21 protein-coding genes are annotated in these 25,474 nt (G+C 41.5%); 20 read left to right on the top strand and 1 reads right to left on the bottom strand.

The features are described from left to right. The first annotated feature begins 372 nt into the window (after positions 1-372). The 17 genes from I8752_RS25530 to I8752_RS25450 all read left to right on the top strand — a co-directional run bounded on the left by I8752_RS25530 (position 373) and on the right by I8752_RS25450 (position 23,124). On the top strand, positions 373-3,447 hold the full coding sequence (locus I8752_RS25530; protein ID WP_214435034.1) for a type I polyketide synthase: 3,075 nt from the start codon (positions 373-375) through the stop codon (positions 3,445-3,447). 8 nt (positions 3,448-3,455) lie between these two features. After that, entirely contained in the window at positions 3,456-6,650 is a 3,195-nt protein-coding gene (locus I8752_RS25525; protein WP_214435033.1) for an SDR family NAD(P)-dependent oxidoreductase, read from the top strand. Positions 6,651-6,687: 37 nt separating this feature from the next. Beyond that, positions 6,688-7,242 (top strand): 4'-phosphopantetheinyl transferase family protein, encoded by a 555-nt coding sequence (locus tag I8752_RS25520; RefSeq protein ID WP_214435032.1) that lies wholly within the window; start codon positions 6,688-6,690, stop codon positions 7,240-7,242. A 73-nt stretch (positions 7,243-7,315) separates the two neighbouring features. Then, a complete protein-coding gene (locus tag I8752_RS25515; protein WP_214435031.1) occupies positions 7,316-8,287 on the top strand; it encodes a DUF1702 family protein in 972 nt (323 codons plus the stop codon). A gap of 71 nt (positions 8,288-8,358) precedes the next feature. Beyond that, complete coding sequence (locus tag I8752_RS25510) at positions 8,359-9,330, top strand: DUF1702 family protein (RefSeq protein ID WP_214435030.1); 972 nt, start codon at positions 8,359-8,361, stop codon at positions 9,328-9,330. Positions 9,331-9,461: 131 nt separating this feature from the next. Next, positions 9,462-11,237: an NAD(P)/FAD-dependent oxidoreductase gene (locus tag I8752_RS25505; protein WP_214435029.1), complete on the top strand. Its 1,776-nt coding sequence runs from the start codon at positions 9,462-9,464 to the stop codon at positions 11,235-11,237. Between the two features lie 71 nt (positions 11,238-11,308). Beyond that, complete coding sequence (locus tag I8752_RS25500) at positions 11,309-13,066, top strand: NAD(P)/FAD-dependent oxidoreductase (RefSeq protein WP_214435028.1); 1,758 nt, start codon at positions 11,309-11,311, stop codon at positions 13,064-13,066. A 159-nt stretch (positions 13,067-13,225) separates the two neighbouring features. Then, positions 13,226-13,561, top strand: a complete 336-nt coding sequence (locus I8752_RS25495; RefSeq protein WP_214435027.1) for a hypothetical protein — start codon at positions 13,226-13,228, stop codon at positions 13,559-13,561. A gap of 78 nt (positions 13,562-13,639) precedes the next feature. Beyond that, entirely contained in the window at positions 13,640-15,223 is a 1,584-nt protein-coding gene (locus I8752_RS25490; RefSeq protein WP_214435026.1) for a GMC oxidoreductase, read from the top strand. Positions 15,224-15,333: 110 nt separating this feature from the next. Continuing rightward, the gene (gene ntrB / locus I8752_RS25485) at positions 15,334-16,131 is read left to right on the top strand and encodes a nitrate ABC transporter permease (protein WP_214435025.1); all 798 of its coding nucleotides are present in this window, start codon (positions 15,334-15,336) and stop codon (positions 16,129-16,131) included. Positions 16,132-16,206: 75 nt separating this feature from the next. Then, positions 16,207-17,034 (top strand): ABC transporter ATP-binding protein, encoded by an 828-nt coding sequence (locus tag I8752_RS25480; RefSeq protein WP_214435024.1) that lies wholly within the window; start codon positions 16,207-16,209, stop codon positions 17,032-17,034. A 128-nt stretch (positions 17,035-17,162) separates the two neighbouring features. Beyond that, positions 17,163-18,473, top strand: coding sequence for a CmpA/NrtA family ABC transporter substrate-binding protein (locus I8752_RS25475; RefSeq protein ID WP_214435023.1), 1,311 nt, complete (start codon positions 17,163-17,165; stop codon positions 18,471-18,473). A 59-nt stretch (positions 18,474-18,532) separates the two neighbouring features. After that, positions 18,533-18,787, top strand: coding sequence for a nitrate/nitrite transporter NrtS (gene nrtS, locus I8752_RS25470; RefSeq protein WP_225895904.1), 255 nt, complete (start codon positions 18,533-18,535; stop codon positions 18,785-18,787). 127 nt (positions 18,788-18,914) lie between these two features. After that, positions 18,915-20,231 (top strand): ABC exporter membrane fusion protein, encoded by a 1,317-nt coding sequence (locus tag I8752_RS25465; RefSeq protein ID WP_214435022.1) that lies wholly within the window; start codon positions 18,915-18,917, stop codon positions 20,229-20,231. Positions 20,232-20,354: 123 nt separating this feature from the next. Beyond that, positions 20,355-21,524 (top strand): ABC transporter permease DevC, encoded by a 1,170-nt coding sequence (gene devC / locus I8752_RS25460; RefSeq protein WP_214435021.1) that lies wholly within the window; start codon positions 20,355-20,357, stop codon positions 21,522-21,524. Between the two features lie 14 nt (positions 21,525-21,538). Beyond that, positions 21,539-22,213 carry a DevA family ABC transporter ATP-binding protein gene (locus I8752_RS25455; protein WP_214435020.1) on the top strand — a complete coding sequence of 225 codons (675 nt, stop codon included), beginning with the start codon at positions 21,539-21,541 and terminating at the stop codon, positions 22,211-22,213. A 68-nt stretch (positions 22,214-22,281) separates the two neighbouring features. Further along, the gene (locus tag I8752_RS25450; RefSeq protein WP_214435019.1) at positions 22,282-23,124 is read left to right on the top strand and encodes an SDR family NAD(P)-dependent oxidoreductase; all 843 of its coding nucleotides are present in this window, start codon (positions 22,282-22,284) and stop codon (positions 23,122-23,124) included. Positions 23,125-23,163: 39 nt separating this feature from the next. On the opposite strand, the gene I8752_RS38180 is transcribed toward I8752_RS25450, so the two are convergent. Continuing rightward, complete coding sequence (locus I8752_RS38180; protein WP_263986154.1) at positions 23,164-23,298, bottom strand: hypothetical protein; 135 nt, start codon at positions 23,296-23,298, stop codon at positions 23,164-23,166. 33 nt (positions 23,299-23,331) lie between these two features. Here I8752_RS38180 and I8752_RS25445 point away from each other — a divergent pair, with 33 nt between their 5' ends. The 3 genes from I8752_RS25445 (at position 23,332) to I8752_RS37615 (ending at position 25,387) form a co-directional block, all read left to right on the top strand. Beyond that, positions 23,332-23,556, top strand: a complete 225-nt coding sequence (locus I8752_RS25445) for a hypothetical protein (protein WP_214435018.1) — start codon at positions 23,332-23,334, stop codon at positions 23,554-23,556. 69 nt (positions 23,557-23,625) lie between these two features. Continuing rightward, the gene (locus tag I8752_RS25440; protein ID WP_214435017.1) at positions 23,626-25,098 is read left to right on the top strand and encodes a TldD/PmbA family protein; all 1,473 of its coding nucleotides are present in this window, start codon (positions 23,626-23,628) and stop codon (positions 25,096-25,098) included. Between the two features lie 76 nt (positions 25,099-25,174). Beyond that, the gene (locus I8752_RS37615) at positions 25,175-25,387 is read left to right on the top strand and encodes a four helix bundle protein (RefSeq protein WP_225895903.1); all 213 of its coding nucleotides are present in this window, start codon (positions 25,175-25,177) and stop codon (positions 25,385-25,387) included. Positions 25,388-25,474: the final 87 nt, after the last annotated feature.

The following is a 25,474-nucleotide window of genomic DNA, read 5'->3' as shown; positions in this document are numbered from 1 at the left end:
ACATGATTATCAAAGTCAAACGATACAATGTCGTCAGTATTGTTGATAAGCTTTCTGCCATTGGTTTTCCCATTCTGACAAAAGCGTCTGAAGAATGCAATGTCTCCTAACAAAGCTATTATTCAAGTATAAATATTTACTTATTATGTAGCTTTGTTCCATCCTGAAGGTGCGCCCCGCACATGGACTGCTGACGAAAAGCCGCTTTGCATCTAGGTATTCCTAATGGATATAAAGAAACATAGTTGTTTCTCAGAAAAAACATTGCTGTTTCTCAGAAGAATAGGTTAGAAAAATAATACTCGAAAAGCAGTAGTGACTGACCTAGCGTTTATTTCCCGATAAGTCTAATAAAATGGGAGAAGCATAAATATGTTTGCTAAAGCAAACACGCCTGCTGTTGCGGTTGTTGGCATGGGTTGCTACTATCCTGGTGCCAATAACTTAAAACAACTTTGGGAAAATATACTTGCAAGAAGACGCGAGTTTCGCCAATTTCCGGACATCAGATTGCCAGTCTCTGAATATTACGATCCAGACCGAAAAGCACCAGATAAAACCTACGGAAGTCGTGCTGCTGTTATAGATGGCTTTAAGTTTGACTGGGCGAATCAGAGGATTCCCAAAACAGCTTTTGAATCGTCTGACATTGTTCACTGGTTGGCTTTAGAAGTCGCCTTACAAGCTCTAGAAAATGCCGGATATACTCGTGGAAATGTCCCTACAGAACGCACAGGGGTTATTTTAGGAAATACCTTAACTGGAGAACAAAGTCGTTCTCAATATATGCGACTGCGTTGGCCCTTTGTCCGCAAGGCCCTCCAGGCTGCTGCGAATGCAAAAGGTATGACCGCACAGAACACAGAAGTGCTAGTAGAGACAATGGAAAAGTACTACAAGTCTGTGTTTGCGCCAATTACAGAGGATACCCTAGCAGGAAATCTGGCAAATACAGTTGCTGGTAGAATCTGCAACTACTTTAATTTTGACGGTGGCGGCTATGTAGTAGACGGGGCCTGTTCTTCTTCTCTGATTTCTGTAGCTACTGCTTGCACCCAACTAGCAACCCAAGAACTAGATATTGCTTTAGCTGGAGGGGTAGACATTAGTCTAGATACCTTTGAATTAATTGGCTTTGCTAAGGCAGGTGCGCTCACAGAGGGCGATATGAATGTCTACGATCGCCAGGCTAGTGGCTTTATTCCCGGCGAAGGATGTGGCTTTGTCGTTCTTAAGCGTTTAGAGGATGCGAGAACGGCTGGAGACTATGTATATGCAGTTATTCAAGGTTGGGGAATCTCATCCGATGGTAAAGGCGGAATTACAGCCCCATCTAAAATTGGGCAATCAAAAGCCCTGCGTCGTGCTTACGATAAGGCCTATTACAGCAGTCACGATCTAGACTTTATTGAGGGACATGGTACGGGAACACCAGTAGGCGATCGCACGGAATTAGAAGGCATTGCTTTAGCGATTGCCAAGGATGGTGAAGTTAATCCTCGTTCTGTAGGGGTGACTTCTTTTAAATCTCTAGTGGGACATACAAAAGCCGCCGCCGGAATCGGTGGCTTTATTAAAGCTGTCATGGCTGTTAACCAAAGGATTATTCCCCCCACTGCTGGTTGCAAAGAACTTAATCCCATATTTGAAACTACTGCTAAGTCTCTTTATCCAGTACTTTCTGGAGAGGTGCGTCAGCCAACAGATATCCTCCGGGCTGGAGTTTCCGCTATGGGATTTGGGGGGATCAATTCCCACATCACCTTAGAATCTGGGGATGCACCTGCACCCCAACTGAAACCTTCTCTTCAAGAAGAAGCACTCTTAGTTTCCAATCAGGATACAGAGTTGTTTGTTCTCAGTGCCAAATCCATTACAGATTTAATTGAACGCACCCAAATTGTTAGGGTAATGGCACAAGGGGTAAGTATTGCAGAAATGGTTGACTTGGCGGTGCAGTTAACACAGGAAATAGACTCGTCACAACGCATACGTGCTGCATTGATTGCTGACACTCCTAAAGTTTTATTGGAGCGTTTATATGCGTTAGAGCAAATGCTTCATGATATGCCTCCTGCTATTGGAGATACGAGCATTTCTCCAGAAAAGGATATCTGGATTGGCAACAATCTCTCAGGCTGTAGAGTGGCTTTTCTATTTCCTGGGCAAGGTTCGCAAAAATTGAATATGGCTCGCACCTTAGTAGAACGCCATTCCTGGGCAAAGCAATTTCTAGAGCAAGCTGATAGTTGGTTAGAAGAAGCTGGATGCAAACCTATCAGTAAATACATATATCGTCCTCTAGAACGGGCTGCTGATGGAGAGCAAATCCAAGCATGGTCAGAACATTTAACCAAAGCAGATATAGCTTCACCAGCCATCTGTTTTGTTTCTCTGTTGTGGCAAAAATACTTGGAATATGTCGGGATTAAGCCTGTTGCTGTGGGCGGTCACAGCTTGGGCGAACTGACGGCATTTTGTGCTGCTGGTGCTTATGATGAGAAAACCCTCATCTGTCTAGCAGCCATGCGGGGCAAAGCCATGTCTGCTTCTGGGGATCGTATTGGTGCAATGGCTAGTCTAGGCTGCGATCGCCAAACTGCCGAGCAATTATTAACTGGAGTATCTGGTTATGTAGTTATCGCCAATATCAATAGTCCTACACAGATTGTCATCTCTGGCGAGAGTGCAAGTGTAGTAGAGGTAGTGCAAAAAGCTCAGGCGAAAAATATCCAAAGTCGTCAACTACCAGTTGCTAACGCTTTCCATTCGCAAATGATGTCCTCAGCAGCAGCATTTTTGCAAGAGCAAGCTCAAATACCACAAAGACTCACCGCAACTTCCATACCCTTATTTCTCAGCGGCGATGGAAAACGCGCAACACAAGGGTTAGAATTACGACAGCACTTTGCTCATCAGATGCTCTCGCAAGTAAACTTTATCTCCTTAGTGAAAACAATGGAGAGCGAATGCGATCTGATGGTAGAAGTAGGGCCGGGAAAAGTGCTAGCTGGTTTGGTAGAAGCAACTACCACCTCGCCAAATCTTGTATGTCTTCCCTTAGAATCAAAACCAGGACGCGATCGCGACCTCAACACAGTTTTAGGTAGTTTCTTTGTCCGTGGCGGTGAAATTAACTGGCAAGTTGTTTATGGCAATCGCTTAGTCCGTCCTTTTGTTGAAGCATCACAACGCATCTTTATTGAGAACCAGTGCGAACGACCTTTTCAAGTGTCCGATGCAGAAATAGCTGCGATCGCTCCGGTTGGAAATGGCTTGGTGGAAAACGGAACTCAGACTAACTTATTACATCAATTTGTAGACTCAGAAGAATTAGTAGAAGCTTTAACCGAGTACTTCTCAGAACGCGGTCTTTTCTTAGCTGAGTTAATTCGGGCTGACTTGGAAAGCTTACCTTTGCTATCAACTATCACTCAAAATCGTTAAATAATTCTATGAATTCATCCAACAACGAGGAACTGATCGAGTTACTGTCTAGTTACTTTTCTCACCGAGGTCACTTTCTAGCTCAAGTCATTCGAGCCGACCTCCAAAGTTCGCCATATTTAACTAGTAAGCCGAAAAATTCCAAAAAGATTAAATCTAACGGCACGCAAAAGCTTGAAGTTCAGGTTTCCACACCTCTGACAACTCATCCAGTTGATAACGGACATCAACCAAAGCATACAGTTGATAACACAAATCAACAGCAGACGACTTCTATACAAGATATTCTCGTTAATTTAGTTGTCGAGCAAACTGGATATCCACGAGATAGTATTAACCTGCAAGCAAGATTATTGGATGATTTAAATCTGGACTCGATTAAATCCGCAGAATTAGTTGCTCAAGCAGCTAAACAAGTAGGAGTTCAAGGACAGGTAGATCCATCACATTTTGCCAATGCTAGCCTTACCGAAATTATAGAGGCTTTAAAAGAGCTATCTAAACCCCAACACTCACAACAGCAAACAACAGAAAACGCGCCTACTGTAAGTGAAGAATTAACCTCCTGGACGCGTAACTTTGTCGTTGAATACGTTGCAGAGTCAGCCGCCTCTATCTCCCGTCAGGAGGAGAATTGGCAAAATACTCACTTGTTTGCAGTCGATGACTGGAAAACTGCCAGAGTCTTAATAGTTGCAGAATCAGAAGCAGCAGATTTCGTTACAGTAGTTACTCAAAAACTTCAGCAGATCGGCGCTCAAGTAGAGGTGACTAGCTTTGAAGAAATCTTAGCAAACTCCCTAATTCAAAAAGTGGAGTTTACTCACTTCATCGCCATACTACCCCGCAATGTCAAAGGTGAGGCATCGCCAGAAACACAGCTGAAACGAGCTATGGCTAGACTTCACGCTGTAGCGACTCCACCGCCATCATCTCAAAGACAACGGGAGTATACCAGTGTCAGCTATATCCAGTTTGGCGGTGGTTATTTTGGCAAGTTACAACAAATCGGCGATATTGAACAAGGTTGCACTATTGGCTTTGTATCTACACTCCATCTTGAGCGTCCAGACTTGAAAGTGAGAATCATCGATTTGCCTGCTGATGTAGAACCGAGTACTGTTGTAGAACGTGTAATTGAAGAAATCGCTAGACCAGATGCCTTCTTGGCAGTCGGTTACGATTCGCAATTGATTCGCCGCATTCCTCGCCCAAGAATCCAAGACAGATCGCTATATGAAAACCGCAATCTCACTTGGTCAGCCAATGATGTATTTTTAGTTACAGGAGGAGCAAAAGGGATTACAGCTGAGTGTGCTTTAGCTTTAGCTAGAGTAACTGGTGTAAAAATGGCTTTAGTGGGTAGTTCACCACATCCCCAGGATAATCCGATGGGTAAGAGTAGTCCCGAAATTGCTCGTATTTTGAGAAGATTTGGCGATGAAGAGTTAACTTGTCAATATTACCAGTGTAATATAGCTGATGCTCAAGCTGTAGTAGAATTAGTGGAGCAGGTTGAGAAAAATTTAGGTAATATTACAGGGATTATTCACGGAGCGGCAGTTAATAAAGCACGGCGGGTAGAAAATTGTTCTTTGGCAGAAGCCGAAGTAGAAATCGCACCGAAAGTAATGGGTGCAATCAATCTCTGTCAAGCACTCCAGTCCAAGCCACCCAAGATGTTTGCAGGTATCTCATCCATCGGTGCGGTGGTTGGTTTACCTGGGAATTCTTGGTACAGTTTTTCCAACGAAGTACTCGATCTAATCCTGCGGCGCTTTGCTCAGGAACATCCAGAAACTTCAGTTATTTCCACTGCCTACAGTGTTTGGGCGGAAGTAGGTATGGGAGCGCGTATGGGAACTGTTCACAACCTGCGTCGGATGGGGATCAAAGCCATTCCTAAGAATGAGGGTGTGAATCGTTTTGTCCAACTGATGCAAAAAGATCCCGGCGACGCTCAAGTTGTGATTACTTCGAGTCTGGGCGGCGTGCAGACATTAGGACGTGGTTTTGATACTTGGCGAATCAAACGGGTTCCGCCTCCAGAAACATCTAAATTTATCGAGCAGCTACAAATTATCGATCCAGGGATTGAAATCACTGCTCGTACCCACCTTACCTTAGAAAAAGATTCCTACGTCAAAGACCACGTATACAAAGGTTCTTATCTATTCCCCACGGTGTTTGGTCTAGAAGCAATGGCACAAATCGTTGCCTATACTGTAGCTCAAGAACGCTTTTATACCGTGCGAATCGAGGATATTCGTCTAGAACGACCCATTGTAGTAGATCCTCAAAATGGCGTAGAAATTGAACTGCGTGCAGAGGTATTGGAACGAGAATCTAGCAATGCTCCGCTGCGAGTCCTGGCAGAAATTAGAACCGAGCAGACAGGGTTTACTACAGCTCATTTTGCTGCTACCTTTATCTTGGGCCAAAAAGTGGAAGCTCCGATTCAGAAGTTGGAACTGCCGACAGAACCTCTAGCGATCGCCCCCAAAGAAGACCTCTACAGTTGGTTGTTATTCCAAGGGCCGCGTTTCCAACGGTTGCAACAGATTTACACCCTTAACTCCACAAAAATGGTTTTCCGCACTCAAAGGAATGCTGAGGAGGAAGTGCAAGATTCTGCGGATCGAGCTGATGGGCCTTTCCTGTTAGGAGATCCTTATTACCGGGATTCACTACTACAGTCAGTGCAGCCAATGGTTCCCCAGGATTTAGGTTTACCCATCGGCATCAAAAGCATTCAGATTTATCAAATCTATAGCAAAGGTGTAGAGTCTTGTATTGGTGTGGCTCAAGCAGAAGCTAAAAAAGGCAAGCAGTACGATACCACAGTTTTCAGTGTCGATGCAGACAGACGAGTAATTGAAAAGCTAGAAGGTTATCAGTTACGGATAATTGAGCATCGTCCCGATCATCCAACTGCGGAAGAATTGGCAAATCGCGGCGATCGCCACGAACAACTTTTACATCAAGAATTGGTTGAGCGAGCCGCAGCGTTTGATGTCACCGTACCGCAAATATCCCTGGTAGAGATGCCTGGTATGCACAACTTATCTGCCCAAGAACGTCACCAACGGCAATTACCAATTTTTTCTAAAACTGTTGGTAAATTTTTAAACTTGCTGGTTTTGCTTCTAATATTCACAGTCACAGCAAAGGAGTTGTTTTTCAGACTGTTGGAAAATTTTTGAACACTTTTAAATAATTACAAACAAACGGTCAAAAGCAATGACAACTCTTGTACAATCCGTCATATCTGAGACAGAAGCAAACCATCCTACTCAAACTGAATCCAATTCAATACCGCTATTTAGTTCAGAAAGCCCACAAAAAGTACAAATCAAATGGCTTGATTCTGGGAAACCAGTACTTGAAGGACTAGAAAGCCAACAAGTAGAAGTATCCCTTTCCCATGATGACAAGTTTTGTTTATGCGTTGTCGGTCAAGGGCCCCAAGGTTGTGACATTATTCCTATCAACCATCGCTCTCAAGCGGATTGGATGTCTCTGTTCAGTAGCGATCGCCAATTGCTGCTCAATCAACTATTAGCAACTGATTATGAGTCTGTAGATATTGCAGGTACGCGCTTGTGGGCAGCAATAGAAGCTCTGCGTAAAGCTTTTGATACTAAAGACATTAATTTGAACATAGACTCTCAACAAGGAGATACAGTCTTGTTCCAAGGACAAGCTGCTGGTAATGAGCTATACGTCATGACTTTTCCAGTCAGCTTTACAAAAGATTCCCAGAGAATGATTGCTGCGATCGTGAATAAAAAATAGAACGTTAGGCGGGTATTACCCACTTAACAATTATCAAGACTACAAAGCCATTTCAAGGAGATAAAGACAGAGTATGGTTCCCAATTTCGGATATTTACGCCGCTCAATATTTGGGATCTCAACAGAAGTAATGGATAGCTGTTGGCAAAAGTTGAACGTTTCTGATAGTCCTACTCGTCAGGAATTAAGCAAATCTAGTGGTGCTTTTATCAATGGCTATAACATCGCCCTAGAAACTGGTTTGTCAGAGAATTTAAGTACCAAATTAAAAGCCTTTGATGGCGATTTGCTTGGGTTTGCTTATACGGGAGCAGCTATGGGCTTGGCAATACTAGACTATATTCCTCCCGGAAACCAGCATAGAGTCCAACAATTTGTGCATGAAAATCCTGAGTATACAAGCTCGGCTCATATTGGTGCAGGTTTTGCGATCGCAGTTTTGAAGCGGGATGTACAAAAGTCTTTATCCCAAATGATTCCCTTGCAAAGGTGGTGGGCAATTGATGGCTTTGGTTTCCATGCCGGCATCCTTAACTGGAAAAATTCTGTACATAAGCAAATTGTTCCTCAGAGGCTTGCAGGCTATGCCATTCGAGCATTCGATCGTGGGTTAGGGCGGGGAATTTGGTTTGTATACGGTGGGGATGTCCCCAGAATTGTCAAGCAAATACAATCTTTTCCTGAGAACCGTCATGGGGATCTTTGGAGTGGAATCGCCTTAGCTTGTACCCATACTTGCGGAGTTAATGAAGAGACTTTGCAACATCTCAAGGTAGCAGCTGGCGATGAAGCATCTTATTTAGGCTTAGGTGCTGCATTAGCAGCACATCCTTGTTATCTAACTAACAACATTTTCGACCACACTAACCTTGCCTGTTCAGTTCTTTGTGAAATGTCAGCAACAGATGCAGCACAACTGACATTGAGAATTATCCAAGGGCTAACTATTGATGAACAAGAAGCAGTTTTCGTAGACCAACCAATCTATGAAACCTACCGAGAAGGCGTTCGTAGAGAATTTCTCAAAAATACAGTTGCTGTCTAATTGTCAACTCAATTGCCACGCATTTTTTGGACAAATTTACCCAACATTATCAGCTAAAACGGGAGTAAATTATGATTTTCACCATTGGATTTTTGCGCCGATTCTTATTCGGTCTTCCTATAGAAGGAATGGATAAATTTTGGAAAGAGTTTCCGGGGCCTGAAACAGAAGCAAGAAAGCTATTGAGATTGTCTAGTAACGCTTTCATTAGCGGTTATAATACAGCCCTAGAAGTTGGTTTATCACATATCATACTTAGCGAACTCCAAGCTTTTGATATTAATCTACGTGGCTTTGCCTATGAGGGAGTTGGTATGGGCTTGATTATGATCGATTACACCAGTTTTGGAAAAGAAAGCAATTTCCAAAAATTTGTAGACGAAAATCCTAACCACACAAGTTTGGCTCACATTGGTGCGGGTTTTGCCATTTCTGTACTCAATAAAGATATCGAAAAATCTTTAGCACCTATGAACCCCATGCAACGGTGGTGGGCTATGGATGGCTATGGTTTTTATAATGGCATCTTTAAGTGGAAACAATCCGTTCAAAAACAAATTGTTCCCAAGAAAGTTAATGGTTATGCCCTGCGAGCATTCGATCGGGGATTGGGCAGAAGTATTTGGTTTCTCTTCAGTGCCGATATCAAAACAATTGTTAATGAATTGCAGAAGTTTCCAGAATCTCGCAGGAGAGATATTTGGAGTGGTATTGGTGTAGCTAGTACTTACGCTGGTGGAGTTAGCGAAGAAACATTACGAAATTTAAAAGCGGCAGCTGGTTCTTATGCGTCTTACGTATCTCTAGGTTCTACCCAAGCTGCAAATGCTCGTTATTTTGCTAACAACATTGTTGAACACAACGATTTAGCTTGTTCAATACACTGCGGTATGTCTGCTGAGAGTGCTGCCAAACTTACTATCAAAGCGATGGAAGGGCTAAACGTTAATCCAAAGGAAAAGGTGTTTGTAGAACAACCAATCTACGAAACCTATAGAGAAAACATTCGCCGTCAATTCATAGAAGTGCCAGTTGCAGCCTAAAGTTTTCACTGGAAATGCAAGGTAAAAGTAATAACTACATGCTGTCTCATGTGCAAATAAAAATTTTACTATTTTACTGCTATCAGACAGCATTCACTCAATTCATTCACCAGAGAAAGGATACTAAGTAAATGAACTCCACTCAAGAACTAGTTTATGATGTCGTGATTATGGGAGCAGGTTTTGCAGGTAACTGTCAAGCTAGACACCTATTATTAAAGATTCCCAATATCAAGATAGCGATTATCGATCCTCGTTCTCCAGAAAGGACTACAAAAGATTTAAAAGTGGGTGAATCCACGGTAGAAATTGCTGCAACTTTCTTAAGTAAAGAATTGGGACTTTATGAATATCTGATTGAAAACCAAGCACCTAAACATGGACTTAGTTTCCACTGGCCGAAAGATCCCAATCAAACAAATAGCACAGATGATTACTATAATATTTGGACAAATGGTCTTCCTCCCACCGAAAGCTTTCAACTCAATCGGGCAAAATTTGAGCAAGATTTACTCCAAATGAATCGCAATATGGGAGTAACTTTCTACAACGGTAGAGTTGTAGATTTAGACTTAACTCCCAGGGACGAACTTCATACTGTTGAGGTAAAACTTGAAGATGGTAAAATTAACCTCAAAGCCAAGCACGTAGTTGATGCTGCTGGTCGCCGTTTTCTAATCGGTAAAAAGTTAGACAATGTAATTTTAGACCCGGAGGAATTATATGGAATTAATACTGGGTCATCATGGATTCATGTAAAGGGAATAGACCGGAGCATAATTGATAATGGCTATCATCCCGATACTTCAATCGCCAGTCATTATTACACCACAAATCATTGGTTTGGTCACGGTCATTGGATTTGGATGATTCCTCTTGGTAAGTCTGGCAAAGAGTTATCAATTGGGGTTGTCTATCATAAAAATGTGATTCCTACTCAGAACATCAACACTGACGAGAAATTCAAAGCTTTCTTAAAAGAGAATCATACTCTTCTTTATCATCTCATTGAAAGTGGCGAATGTATTGACTTTAATAACCTACCGAGACTAGCACATAAAAGTCGCAAAATGATTTCTGAAGATAACTGGTATGTGTTAGGTGATGCGGCTCATATGTTTGACCCTTTTTATTCTCCTGGGTTAAGCCTCACAGCTCTTGATATTGAAAGCGTGACTGAGTGCATTCGTGCTAAACTTGCCCAAGAAGCTGATGCCGAGAAAAAGCAAGCTTTCTACAATCGATTTTTAGTTACTAACTCTAACTCATATAACTACATTTATCAAAGGCATGAAAAACATTTGGGTAATGCCTGTGCAATGAGTTGGCGTACTTACCTAGAGGATATGTTATGGTTTGGTGTCTTGCTGCCAATGTATATTGGTAAGTGGTTTCTCGACTTTGAATTTATTTCTCAATATGAGAGCATAGCCAATTTTCTTTTCTTCAGAAAAAATAGTCTGTTCGCTGGTATTTATAAAGTTTTAGACCAGGTAGTCGATCGCAACCTCAATATTGGTCTAATGGACTTTACTCGGAACGACCAATTATTCTTCAAGTACGGGCCTCTGCAATTTTTTGATGATTACTTGAAAAAGACCAAATTTGAGCCTTTACGTTGTAATGTTTTTGCTGGAATTAAAGGAACTTTCCTGTTCTTTATTCTTGCCTCTGCAAAATTACGCTTTGCTGCCTTTGGCATTTTAGGAGTGTTATCTCCACGTAACATTTTCTTGACAATTCAATTATTAGCTTTATATCTCTACGTATCTATTGGCGAACGAATTTACCTGTTTAAGATGCGTAACGTGCCAGCTAACACCGCCGTTGACAATCTGAGGAAAGAGTTTAAAACCTACCAACATCAACCTCAGCTACGTTCTTGGAAAGAAGCAATCAAAGCTTAAAAATATTTGCTGTCTGATGAACATCAGACAGCAATTCCCAGAATTTGTACAACAAAAAGGAGAAATATTTCATGAACTCTACTGAAGAATTAGTTTATGATGTCGTAATCATGGGAGCAGGTTTTGCAGGTAACTGTCAAGCTCGACATCTGTTATTAAAAAATCCCAATATCAAGATAGCTATTATCGATCCTCGTTCTCCAGAAAGGACTACAAAGGATTTAAAAGTTGGTGAATCTACTGTAGAAATTGGTGCAACTTTCTTAAGTAAAGAATTAGGTCTGCATGAATATCTAATTGAAAACCATTCTCCTAAACATGGATTGAATTTTCATTGGGCAAAAGATCCCAATCATACCAAAAACATAGATGACTATTATCATGTCGGAAATCGTACTGTTGCTATTGATACGTTTCAACTAAACAGAGCAAAATTGGAGCAAGATTTACTCCAAATGAATCGAGAAATGGGGGCAATTTTCTACAATGGTCGAGTTGTCGATGTGGATTTAACACCCAAAGACGAACTGCATACAGTTCAGGTTAAACTTGAGGAAAATCAAATTAACCTGAAGGCCAAGCACTTGGTTGATGCTGCCGGTCGTCGCTTTATTATTGGTAAAAAAACTGATAATTTAATCTTCGACCCCGAACAGCTTTATGGAATTAATACCGGTTCTGCGTGGTTGCGGGTGAAGAATATAGACCGCAGCATTATTGACAATGGCTATCATCCCGCAACTTCCGCAGCTAGCCGTTACTATGCTACTCATCACTGGTTTGGTCATGGTCATTGGATTTGGATGATTCCTATTGACAAACATGACAAAGAGTTATCGATTGGAATTGTTTATCACAAAAATGTCATTCCTAGCCAAGAGATCAATACTTTAGAGAAGTTCACTAATTTCTTAAAAGCTAACCATACCGTTGTCTCTAATTTGATTGAAAGTGGTGAACTGGTTGATTTTAATCACTTACCAAGATTGGCACATAACAGTAAGCAAATTATCTCGCAAGATAATTGGTATGTGTTAGGTGACGCAGCTCACATGTTCGATCCTTTTTATTCTCCTGGCTTAACCCTAACAGCTCTGGCAATTGAAAGTACCACAGAAATCATTTGTGGCAAACTTGCTGGCGAACCTGATGTTGAGAAAAAGCAAGAATTTTACAATCGGTTTTTGCTGACAAATGCTCGCACATATAACCAAATTTATCAGAAACATGATAAGCATTTGGGAGATGCCAGTGTGATGAGTTGGCGAATTTACATGGAAAATATGTTTTGGTTTGGCATATTAGTTCCCATGTATATAGGTAAATGGTTTTTGGACTTTGATTTTGTTTCGCAGTACCAAAAAATTGCTGATTTTATCTTCTTTGGTAAAAACAGTATTTTTACTGAACTATATCAGCTATTCGATCGATTGGTTGAGAGACAAATTAATATCGGCGTTATAGATTATACACGAGCCGATCAATTGTTCTGGAATTATGCCCCTACCAAAACCTTTGATGATTTTCTACCAAATACAAAGTTTGAGGCTCTGCGTTGTAATGTGTTTGCAGGGATGAAAGCAACTTTCTTCTTCCTGATTTTTTATTATCTAAAACTACGTTTTAAAGGATTTGGAATTTTAGGTGTCTTATCTCCACGCTGCATATTCCGCGTATTGCAATTATTTGCATTGTATATATATGTTGGAATGGGCGAACAAATTTATTTGTTTAAAACTCGTACTCTTCCAGATAACACCTTCATTAATCAAATGAGGCAAGACTTTAAAAATTACCAATATAAGCCTCAACTACAACCGTGGTTTTAAGGTATGGGAATCTCGAAGTGTCTAGATTTATCTAAATACGACATTTTCCATAGCATTTGAATAATGTAGTTCTCCGAGGATGTTTGAGAAATAGTAAATTGGACTCTGCTAGCATTTTACAAAATTCCGACTACACCAGGGCTTCAAGAATGTAATCCTATGCCTCTGCTATCAAATTTGCTAAGAATTGCTGCACTTGAGTCTGTAATTGCTCAACATCCTCAAACACTCATCACGGTATTGAGTCTTTCATATCAATCCCGTTTCCAAACTTTAGTGGATAATCCTCAGTCGATGAGTAACTTTGAGATAACATTAATCTTTAATTCACACTGGAACGAATTAAAAAAACTACCATACCAAGTCGAACAGCAAGTTAAGTTTCTACGTCTAGCAGCAGAAATTGAATTGTTATTGCAGCATCTGCAAAAGATAAATCAGCAACGTTTGACTACTGCTAACTGCGATCGCAACCCCGTAAAAAATATTTTATAAAATATACCCAAACCCTGCGTGTAATCAAGGAAAAAAATCCTGCTGTGACTTATTGATAAAAATTAGAGGAGATAGAATATGACTCGTTTACTGAAGCGTCGTCAATTTATTCAAGGTACGATAGGTGCGGCCGCAAGCATAGGTTTATCCAATCTGAGAGCACAGGCTCATAAGTTTCATCAGTCTGATGAATACATTGAAGCACTCGTGATTGGTAGTGGTTTTGGTGGAGGGGTGGCCTCATTGCGCTTGGGTGAGGCGGGAATTGAAACTATTGTATTGGAGCGCGGCCGACGCTGGAATATTACTGATGCTGGCAATACTTTTAGCCCCTACGACAAGCCTGATGGTCGCGCAGCTTTTTTAAATCCAACATCCCTATTCTTTAATGCTGGCGCTCCGATAGACATTTATACTGGCATTCTGAGTGGGAAAATAGCAGTAGGAAATACTATTAGTGCTTTGAATGGAGCTGGTGTCGGCGGGACTTCACTTGTATACGGCGGTATTACCTATCAGCCGCCAGAAAGGTTCTTTTACCAAGTTTTTCCAAATTCAATCAAGTACTCCGAACTAGATTCTATCTATTATCCACGAGTACGCTCCATCCTGAAGGCAACTCCAATTCCAGATGACATTCTCCAAAGTCCTTACTACTTATCCAGCAGCATTTTTCTAGAGCAGGCAGCCAAAGCAGGTTTAAAAACCCGAAAGATTCCGATCGCTTTTGATTGGGATATCGTTCGGCAAGAAATCGCAGGTAAAAAGAAACCTTCGATTATTTCAGGTCAATATTACTACGGTGCTGAAAGTGGAGCAAAAAACAGCGTAGACCGCAACTATCTGAAAATGGCAGAGAAAACGGGTTATGTCGAAATCCGACCCTTGCACGTAGTAACTGAAATTAGCGAATTCAGAGATAAGCTCTACCGGGTTGTTTGCAATCAAATTAACGAGAAAGGAGAAGTGCTTGCCCAAAAGCATTTTATTTGTCGGTACTTGTTTTTAGCTGCTGGTTCAATTGGCACTACAGAGTTATTGGTACGTGCCAGAGAAGAACGGACTTTACCCCGCCTCAGTTATCAAATTGGGTTCGGATGGGGAACTAATGCCGATTCAGTAACTACCGTGATTAGCAACAAACAAACCAATCCGACTTTTGGAACTCCGGGCGTAGTAGCAATCGAGCATTTTGATAACCCCATTGCTCCAGTACTACTCGAACCATTTCCTGTTCCCTCAGTACCACAAGGTGCTGCAATTATTCTCGGTCAGGGAATCACTAAGCCAGAGGGTTATTTTACTTACAATGCTTCAACTAAGTCAACGGATCTATTCTGGCCTTCTACCTCCCCTAACAATCAAAAACTGGCTAAGGCTATTCAGTATACATATCAACTAATTAATCAAGCAAACGGTACAAGTTTGGCTGGGCCGCCTGACTTTAGTTCCACAGGTCACCCCTTGGGCGGTGCAGTTATTGGACAAGTATGCGACACCTATGGGCAAGTTTACGGTTATCGTAACTTGTTTATTGTTGATGGTTCTCTGATTCCAGCCTCCTCGGCCTGTGTTAATCCCTCACTGACTATAGCGGCTTTAGCCGAACGCAGTATGGATCGCTTTCTCAATGACATAGGTAAACATTACCGCAGGTGGTAAATATGACCACGAGTGGACAACAGAATTAGCGATCGCTTGACAAGGTGAGATTATACAGGGTTGCTCCAGGTCATCAGTGCAAAAAGGTCAAAATCAGAGGATATCCCTCAATGTTCATCAACACTAAAAAATTAATTTTCCATCAGCAGTTTCAGTCAATTATTGCCCCTGCTGTTGGTATTGCAGTCATGTTATTTGTGTGGTATTTACTCAGTTTAAATCCTCAAACATCGCTGCCTTCTCCATTCCAGGTGATAACTGATACTTGGGGTTTAATTATCGATCCCTTTTTTAATAAGGGAGGCAATAACAAAGGATTCTTCTGGCTGATTCTTGCCAGCCTGCAACGAGTAGCTTTTGGCTACTCCCTAGCTGCAATAGTAGGTATTTCCATTGGTTTTATCATTAGTCTCAATAAATTTCTAAAAGAAGCGATCGACCCCATCATTCAAATGTTGCGTCCGGTCGCGCCTCTAGCTTGGCTACCTCTAGCTCAAGCAATCTTCTTGAAACCAGATCCTTCCGCCATTTTTGTCATCTTCATCACGGCAATTTGGCCGATTATCCTTAACACTGCTTTGGGCGTACAACTGATTCCCAAAGATTACACTAATGTCTCCAAGATTTTAGGACTGACAAGTTTTGAGAACTTTCTGCAAATTCAATTACCTGCTACACTTCCCTACATTTTCACAGGATTAAGAATTGGGCTTGGTTTGTCTTGGTTGGCTGTTGTTGCAGCTGAGATGTTACTAGCTTACGATGGAATCGGCTTTTTCATTATAGATGCCTACAACAACTCCAACATTAGCGAACTCATCTTGGCAATTATTTACTTAGGTGGAGTAGGTTTGCTTCTAGATAAGATGATGAATTATTTATCCTTCAAACTAACTCCACAAGAGTAAGTTATGAGAAGGCACAACAGCTTAACTTTATTGCAGAGAAAAATACTCAAGTTATAACAGTAAGGATCGTCAAATATGTCTAGTTTTGTGGAAATTAGAGGGGTGGCGAAGGAATTTAAACTTGCTAATGGTAGTAAAAATCTTGTCCTAAAAAACATAGATTTGGAAATCAGACCAGGAGAATTTGTTTCCCTAATTGGTCATTCAGGTTGTGGTAAATCTACCTTACTCAATATTGTGGCTGGATTAGATAAACCAACACAAGGCTATGTGCAAGTTGATGGTCAATTAATACTTAGGCCAGGTTCAGACCGGATGATGGTGTTTCAGAACTATTCCCTCTTACCTTGGTTAAGTGCTTGGGATAATGTTGCCTTAGCTGTCAATAAAGTCATGCGCCACAAATCCAAGAAAGAACGCCATCAATTGATTGCCCATACCCTGGAAATGGTCGGACTCAAAGATGCCATTCATAAGAAACCCACACAACTTTCTGGGGGGATGAAGCAACGAGTAGCGCTGGCGCGTGCTTTAGCTATTAAGCCCAAGTTGCTATTGTTAGATGAACCATTTGGAGCCTTGGATGCACTAACTCGTAGTAATTTGCAAACTGAATTAATGTATATCTGTAATGCAAACAATATTACTGCAATCATGGTTACTCATGATGTGGATGAAGCCCTGTTGCTTTCCAATCGTGTAGTGATGTTGAAAAACAGTCCTGGTGCTACCATTGAGCAAATTTTAGCAGTGCCATTTCCGTATCCTCGACGACCAGTAGAGATGATGGATAGCAGTAACTATCATCACCTACACCATCAACTCATGCAATTCCTGCATCAGCAGCAACAAGTTAAGTATATAGAGAGCCAAATAGTCCAACCTTCACCTGAAGCTATTTAATATTTCGCCACAGAAACTTTGAGCGGTAAACCATTTTTGAGATTGATTGTTCGCTTTTCTACTTCTGACTTGAGAATGCTGAGTAAAAATATCAGTTCCCAGTCCCCAATCCCCAGTCCCCAGTCTCTATGACAAAGTTTTCCAGACGCAGATTTCTCTTAACAACAAGTGCAGCAGCCCTACTGACTCAAACAATAACCCATCGCCCCACTTCTGGCTCTACTTTTAACCAGTTGAGTTCAGGTGTGTATGCTGGTGACAATGATACTCCTGAAGTGACAAAAGCAACACTGGGCTTCGTCCCTGTTACCAGCTGTTGTCCTGTAATCATTGCCAAAGCAAAGGGCTTTTTTGCTAAATATGGTATGCCTGATGTCCAGGTCAATAAGCAGCCTTCTTGGGCTGTGACCCGCGACAAACTGATGTTAGGTGCAGCCAATGGTGGCTTGGATGGCGCTCATGTACTTTTTCCCATGGCATATTTAATTGCTACGGGAGAGATTAGCTATCGTCGTAAAATCCCTATGTACATATTGGCTCGCATGAATGTGAATGGACAGGGGATTTCACTTGCCAATGCTTATAAGAATTTAAACTTGGGTTTAGACAGCCTTGCGATTAAATCAGTTTTAGCTCAGAAGGCCTTGCATGGAGAAATCTCTCGCTTTGCTATTCCCTATCGACGGGTAACAGGGGATTTTTTCATGCGTTGGTGGCTTGCTTACGGTGGTATCGATCCAGAACGAGATGTATCGCTGATTGTAGTCCCACCACCTCAAATGGTAGCTAATATGCGGGGTGGTACGATGGATGGCTTTTGTGTGGTCGATCCCTGGCATCATCGTTTAATCAAACAGAAGCTTGGTTATTCAGCTGTAACTAGTGGCGAGTTGTGGAACAATCATCCGGAAAAAGCACTCGCTGTGCGTGGTGACTGGGTAGATAAACATCCCAAGGCGGCTAAAGCCTTGCTTGCAGCAATTTTGGAAGCTCAGATGTGGTGCGATCGCCCTGAAAATAAAGAGGAAATGTTTCAGATTCTCTCACAGCGCCAATGGATGGGAGTCAAAATTGATTTCCTTCGCGATCGCTTACTGGGCAAGATTGATTATGGAAACGGGCGTGTGGTAGAAAACAGTCCTCATGCAATTAAATTCTGGCGTGACAGTGCTTCCTACCCCTACAAAAGTCATGACCTGTGGTTTCTAATTGAGGATATGCGCTGGGGACATCGCTCGCCAGAATTTGAAACTAAACCTTTAATTGATGCTGTGAATCGCGAAGATTTATGGCGAGAAGCAGCAAAATTGATTGGTCAGGAAAAAGCAATTCCACCAAGTACATCACGAGGTGTGGAGAAATTTTTTAATGGTTTAGAATTCGATCCAGAAAATCCTCAAGCTTATTTAAATGCTCCTACCATTAGAAAAATTAGCTGAATTCTTCACAACACAAAATTATGTCAATAAATGCAACTCCACGATCGTGATATTTTCATATGAGGCATAGGAATTTTGTCAAAGAATATCTATCGAGTTTATTCGATCGTCAGTTGATGCCAACTGCTTTTAAAGTAGCGCTATTTATCGGATCTCTGCTGTTCACAATCAATCATGGTTGGGCACTTTTGACTGGTCATATGACATCTGAGCGTTGGATTTCTGGAGGTTTGACTTACATTGTTCCTTATATGGTTAGTATTCACGGTCAATACATTGGTAGAAAAGGGCGTGTTGCCAAAAATTTGAATTAAATAGGTAGATTTGGGAATTTAAAAACGTCAAAGCCAATCTGCCGCCACAATACCCATTTAAGGTATATAACTACCAGTGGACTTAAGCGATCGTAGAAATTTTTTTCGACTCTTACAGGATAGCTCCATGAAAATACAGCTAGCTTTCAAACCAACAGGATGGGCAAAAACTGGTGTTTTAGTTACTGCCGCTTTAGTAACTGGTGCTGTGACTACTTACTCTGTAATACATTTCCAGTCAGTAAATTCTAGCCCTCCAGTTATTTCCCAAGCTGCTGTAATTACCCCCAATGCTGTGGCTGCGACAGGATATTTAGAACCTCAAGGAGAAGTGATTAAAATTTCAGCTCCAGCTTTTATGGAAGGTGCAAAAGTTCAACAACTGCTTGTTAAACAAGGAGAGCGAGTCAAGTCAGGACAGGTGTTGGCGATTTTGGATAATCGCGATCGCTTACAGGCAGCTCTTAAACAAGCGCAATCACAAGTTAAAGTTGCCGAAGCTCGTCTTTTGCAAGTCAAAGCCGGAGCAAAAAAAGGTGATATTAACGCTCAAGATGCCAAGTTTGAGGGTACTCAAGCTGAATTAGAAGGGCAAATTGCTACCCAAAGAGCGACTATTGCTAGCTTAGAGGCAAAGTTAGCAGGGGAAAGAAACGCTCAAAAAGCAACTATTGAACGTATTAAGGCTGAATTGGAAAATGCTCGGATCGATTGCGATCGCTATCAAAGCTTATATCAACAAGGGGCGGTTGCAACTCAACAGCGAGATAGTTTTTGCTTACAACAAAACACCACACAAGAAACTCTCAAGGAAGCACAAGCAAATCTCGATCGCATTGTTAGCACAAATCAAGAGCAGATCGCGGAAGCTCAAGCCAACTTAAATCGCACCATAGCCACGAATCGCAAGCAAATCAAGGAAGCACAAGCGACTCTGAATTCAGTAGCAGAAGTCCGTCCGGTGGACGTACAACTAGCCAAGTCGGAACTTGAAGCAGCGCAAGCAGCTGTGCAGCAAGCGCAGGCTGAATTAGATTTAGCTTATGTGCGATCGCCTCGAAATAGTCGGATTATCAAAATTCATACTTGGCCCGGCGAACTAATTGGTAGTGACGGAATTTTAGAATTAGGTAAAACTGACCAAATGTATGTAAAAGCCGAAGTGTATGAAACGGATATCACTAGAGTCCGCGTCGGTCAAATAGCAACTATTAAAGCGCAGGGAGTCATAAAAGAATTAAAAGGAACTGTCGAGGAAATTGGCTGGAAGATTAGTACTAAAAATGCTCTAGGTACTGACCCCGTTGCAGATGCAGATGCCAGAGTAGTGGAAGTAAAAATTCGCTTAAATCCAGAATCTAGTCAACAAGTTGCTAGCTTAACTAATTTACAGGTGAATGTAATCATCAATACAGTTGATTCTCAGACCAGTAAAAGTAATTAATTCAGTAATCCTCATAGAACAACATATAAAAAAATCTATGTAAAGAAAAATCAAATAAATTCACATCCTCCTACCTGCTCCCAATAATTAATATTCACGCCTACCGAACTCTAATCAAATAGTATGTTTAGAAAATTACCTATAGCTTGGTTACAACTTAGATATCAAAAAGTTAGGCTGATAGTAGCACTTTCAGGAGTAATTTTTGCTGTTGTGATTATCTTTATGCAGCTTGGTATCCGCGATGCTTTGTTTGATAGTGCCGTCCGTCTGCATAAAGGATTGGAGGGAGATTGTTTTTTAATCAGTCCCCGTTCTACTTCTTTAATTGCTATGGAAACATTTTCGGAAAGACGTTTAGATCAAGTATTGGCGTTTGCAGAAGTTGATTTTGTCGCACCTATATATTTAGACTTTGCTCAATGGAAAAACCCTGAAACTAGAAATTATTGGCGTAATCTCTATGTAATTGGTTTTGATTTACGTTATCGCATATTCAATTTGCCAGGAGTTAATCAGAATATTGAAGCTCTGAAAATACCTGATACAGTTCTATTTGACCGCAATTCTCGCTCTGAATTTGGCCCTATTGTTTCTGAATTTGAACAAAAAAAGACTGTGACTACAGAAGTTAATAGCAGGGGTAATAATCGCAAAATTGATGTAGTAGGTTTATTCGAGTTGGGAACATCTTTTGGTTCTGATGGGAATTTAATGGTGAGTCATGTAAATTTTTTGAGAATTTTTAGTAACCGTAAAAAAGGTTTTATTGATGTTGGTTTAATTAAATTAAAACCAGAAATAGATATTCAAAAATTTATAAAACAGGCTGAAAATTACTTACCTCCAGATGTTAAAGTTCTTTCCAAACAACAGTTTATTCAATTTGAGAAAAACTATTGGCAGAGTAGCACAGCTATTGGATTTATCTTTAATTTAGGAGTGGGTTTAGGATTAATTGTCGGGATGGTAGTTGTATATCAAATTCTCTATACAAATGTTTCTGAACATTTGCCTGAATATGCAACACTCAAAGCGATGGGATATCGACATAAATATTTATTATCGATAGTTTTACAACAAGCTTTATTTATTAGTATTTTAGGTTATATTCCAGGTTTATTAATTTCTATATTTCAGTATGAAATTACTAAAAAAGCTACGCTTCTTCCTGTGGAAATGACATTTAATCGGGCGATATTTGTCATAATAGCAACTATTATTATGTGTTTTATTTCCGGTGCAACTGCGGTAAGTAAACTCAAATCGGCAGATCCTGCTGATATTTTTTAATAATATAGATAACTATGAAATCTGTAATTGCTATTCAGAATCTCAACCATTATTTTGGTAGTGGTGCTTTAAAAAAGCAAGTCTTGTTTGATATTAAATTATATATAAATTCTGGAGAAATTGTGATTATGACTGGCCCTTCGGGGTCGGGAAAAACTACTTTACTATCATTAATTGGTGCTTTACGGTCAGTTCAACAAGGAAGTCTCAGCATTTTCAATAAAGAAATGAATGGTGCAAACGAGGAGCAAATGGTGCAAACTCGACGTTTTATTGGTTATATTTTTCAAGCTCATAATTTATTGCCATTTATGACAGCAAGACAAAATATCCAAATGTCAATTGAACTACATAGACATGTTAATAAAGAAGAAGCAAGAACTAAATCTGAAGCAATACTTGCAGAAGTGGGACTAGGAGAAAGAAGCAATTATTACCCCGAAAATCTCTCTGGCGGACAAAAACAACGCGTAGCGATCGCTCGTGCATTAGTTAGTCATCCCAAGTTAGTTTTAGCTGATGAACCAACTGCTGCATTAGATAAAAAAACTGGTCGAGATGTTGTCAACCTTATGCAGCGTTTAGCAAAAGAACAAGGTTGTACCATCTTGCTGGTGACTCACGACAATCGTATTTTGGATATTGCCGATCGCATTGTTCAGATGGAAGATGGTCGCTTAATATCATGACTGGATTTTAGACGAGTTTCCGGTGCGAAACTCCAGAAAAATCAACTTAAAAATAAATGGAGCTAAATATGGGCGTAAGATGGCAAAAGCGATTGTATACCCGCTATGGCCCTTGGGCAGTAGTGACTGGTGCATCCTCCGGCATCGGTCGTGAAATGGCATTCAAGTTGGCTGAGGCGCGGCTGAATCTCGTATTGAGCGCGCGCAGCCAAGAAATCCTGGAGCAAATGGCAACCGATCTCATGACTCGGTATGGTATTGAGGTTCGGGTTGTTGGACTCGACTTAGCTCTAGAGAAAGCAGCCGAAACCCTAGAAACTGCTACCCAAGATTTGGATGTCGGTTTGCTAATCGCATCTGCTGGTTTTGGCACTTCAGGATCGTTTCTCAATTCCCAACTCGAACAAGAGATAGAAATGCTCAACGTTAACTGCCGTGCACTCTTGAAGTTGAGCTGGTACTTTGGGCAGCGGTTCGCAAAGCGTGGTGGCGGTGGCATGGTGCTGATGAGTTCTATCGTGGGATTCCAAGGTATGCCCTTTGCCGCTCATTATGCAGCAACCAAGGCCTACGTGCAAACACTGGCTGAGGCACTGTATGTTGAACTTGCGCCTATGGGAGTTGATGTCATCGCATCCGCCCCAGCCCCAACAAATAGTGGCTTCGCTACTCGTGCTGGTATGCAGATGGGCATGGCACTAAACCCTGCGGACGTGGCTCAACCAACTTTGAATGCCTTGGGCCGTAAGCCCACAATTTTGCCAGGGCTACTGTCGAAGCTGCTTACTTACTCGCTTGTCCTGTTGCCGCGGTGGGCGCGGGTTCGGATCATGGGTGGGGTGATGGACAGCATGACGAAGCGTCAGCGAAGCAACAACGATCTCGGACTTGGCAATGGTGGAATAGTATGAGTTTTACATATTGACAAAATTAGTCACTTGTCTTTGGCTTTACTGTGATTTGCCTTCGTAAACGCGATCGCTCAAATCTTGCATCTCATCAAATAAACCCGCAAAAGCACCAGGTACGAGCGACTTTACAAAAATACCATTGGGCTGGGTATTAAGAGCGCTACGCGATACCATGTTCAACAGCTTTGTAGTCTCCAGCAGTAAGAATTGGAAATTGAAGACGAGTTAGCCAAAATGCTTACAGGTGACTGCTTTGCACCTTACATTCAGGTGTTTTCTGATTTTCGTTTTGGCGATCGCCTAACTCCGATTATTATTTCCCAGATTTACCCGTTTGAGGGGTATTTGGGAGAAGACGGTAAACCAGAAGTGCGATCGCCGACGAGTGCCAGATCTGCCAAAATGCTGTTTAAGCAGCTAGTCAAGATGTAAATTTGCTAGAGTGAACACACCAGGATTTTTCAGTCAAATCTCTGATAATGCCAGCAGACGAGGCTATTCATGCTTACAAGTACGCTACTTCTGTCGAACCAACTCCCCACCCTACAATATTCCTCCACACTAGAGCGATTCGATGAAACCTGGGAAGCCCCTCTGGCTACCCTCTTAGGACTAGGACGTGCCGCTGGCGCTGACTTCATCGAATTTTTCTTAGAGCGTCGCAACTATATTAGTTGTCTTGCAGAAGACGACGCTATTACCAGTATTTCACCGAGTCTAGCTACAGGCGCGGGAGTTAGGGTATTTCGCGGCAAAGCTGATTGCTACGTCAGCACAAATAATCTTTCGTTTTCAGGTTTAAAAGCTGCTTTAGAGAAAGGTCTTTCTATTCTAGGATTACAACTACCTAATCACAATGCTTTTATACCAGAAATCAATTTAGAATTACTGAGAGACTATGCCACTAAACGAGGTAAAGATGGATGGTTGCCTCTATGTAGTTCCATTCGAGAAATGGGAGAAATCCTACTTGACGGTACTAGCCGCCTGAAGCAAAAAGCTAGCCACGTGCAATCGCGCCGCGCTACTTATTTTCGGGATTGGCAAGAAGTATTAGTGGCTGCCAGTGATGGCACATTTGCTCGTGATATTCGCCTTACCCAGTCGGTAGGATTTAACCTCCTGTGTGCTGATGGTGCTAATCGCGCCTCCATTGGCGAGCGCGCCGGTAATACCAGCGATGCTAACTTCCTGAGAACTTGGGATTATCAGCAAGCTGCCGAGCAAATAGCAGAATCTGCTGGTAAAATGCTCTACGCAGATTATGTAGAATCAGGCACTTACCCGATTATCATGGCAAATCACTTCGGTGGAGTTATCTTCCATGAAGCCTGCGGACACCTACTAGAAACCACTCAAATCGAACGCAATACCACTCCTTTTGCAGATAAAAAAGGTGAAAAAATTGCTCACGAAAGTTTGACAGCATGGGATGAAGGACGAGCTGACAATGCTTTCGGTACAATTGACATGGATGACGAAGGTATGCCCGCTCAAAGAACCCTATTAATTGAAAAAGGCGTTCTCAAAAACTTTCTAGCAGATAGAGCTGGTTCTGTGCGTACCGGACACCCCAGAACAGGAAGCGGCCGTCGCCAGAATTATACCTTTGCTGCTGCTAGTCGGATGCGTAATACTTATATTGCTCCGGGTGAATATACAACTGAGGATTTATTTGCTTCTGTTGATAAAGGTATTTACTGTAAAAAGATGGGTGGTGGTAGCGTTGGAGCTACAGGTCAATTTAACTTTAGTGTTGATGAAGCTTATTTAATTGAAAATGGCAAAATTACCAAACCGCTAAAGGGAGCCATTCTCATTGGTGAAGCTAAGGAAATCATGAATAAAATTTCCATGTGTTCCCAAGATTTGGAACTTGCACCTGGTTTTTGTGGTTCCGTTAGTGGCAGTATCTACACCACAGTCGGACAACCCCACATTAAAGTTGATTCCATAACCGTAGGCGGACGCTAAATAATTTTAGATTTTAGATTTTGGATTTTGGATTGTGAATGAGCAACAGTTTAAAACTAGAACATAGCAGCTTGCATTGCGAGTTATTTGTCTAGTTGAGGCACTGCCACAAACCAAAACTGCTAATGTCATGAGCAAGCAATTGTTACGTTCAGCTACTTCTGTAGGTGCTAATTATCGAGCAGCTTGTCGGTCTAAATCAGTAGCCGATTTGATTGCTAAACTCAGCATCGTCGAAGAAGCTGATGAAACACTTTATTGGTTAGAGCTTCTTGTTGAATCGGGATGAATGATAGCAGAAAAACTGAAAAATCTGATGCAAGAAACTACCGAAATTCTGGCTATGACCGTTGCGTCAATAAAAACGCTACGAGAA

It is taken from the genome of Dendronalium phyllosphericum CENA369 (assembly GCF_016056275.1).
GTDB lineage: Bacteria > Cyanobacteriota > Cyanobacteriia > Cyanobacteriales > Nostocaceae > Dendronalium > Dendronalium phyllosphericum.
This window is presented reverse-complemented; position numbering and strand designations above follow the sequence as displayed.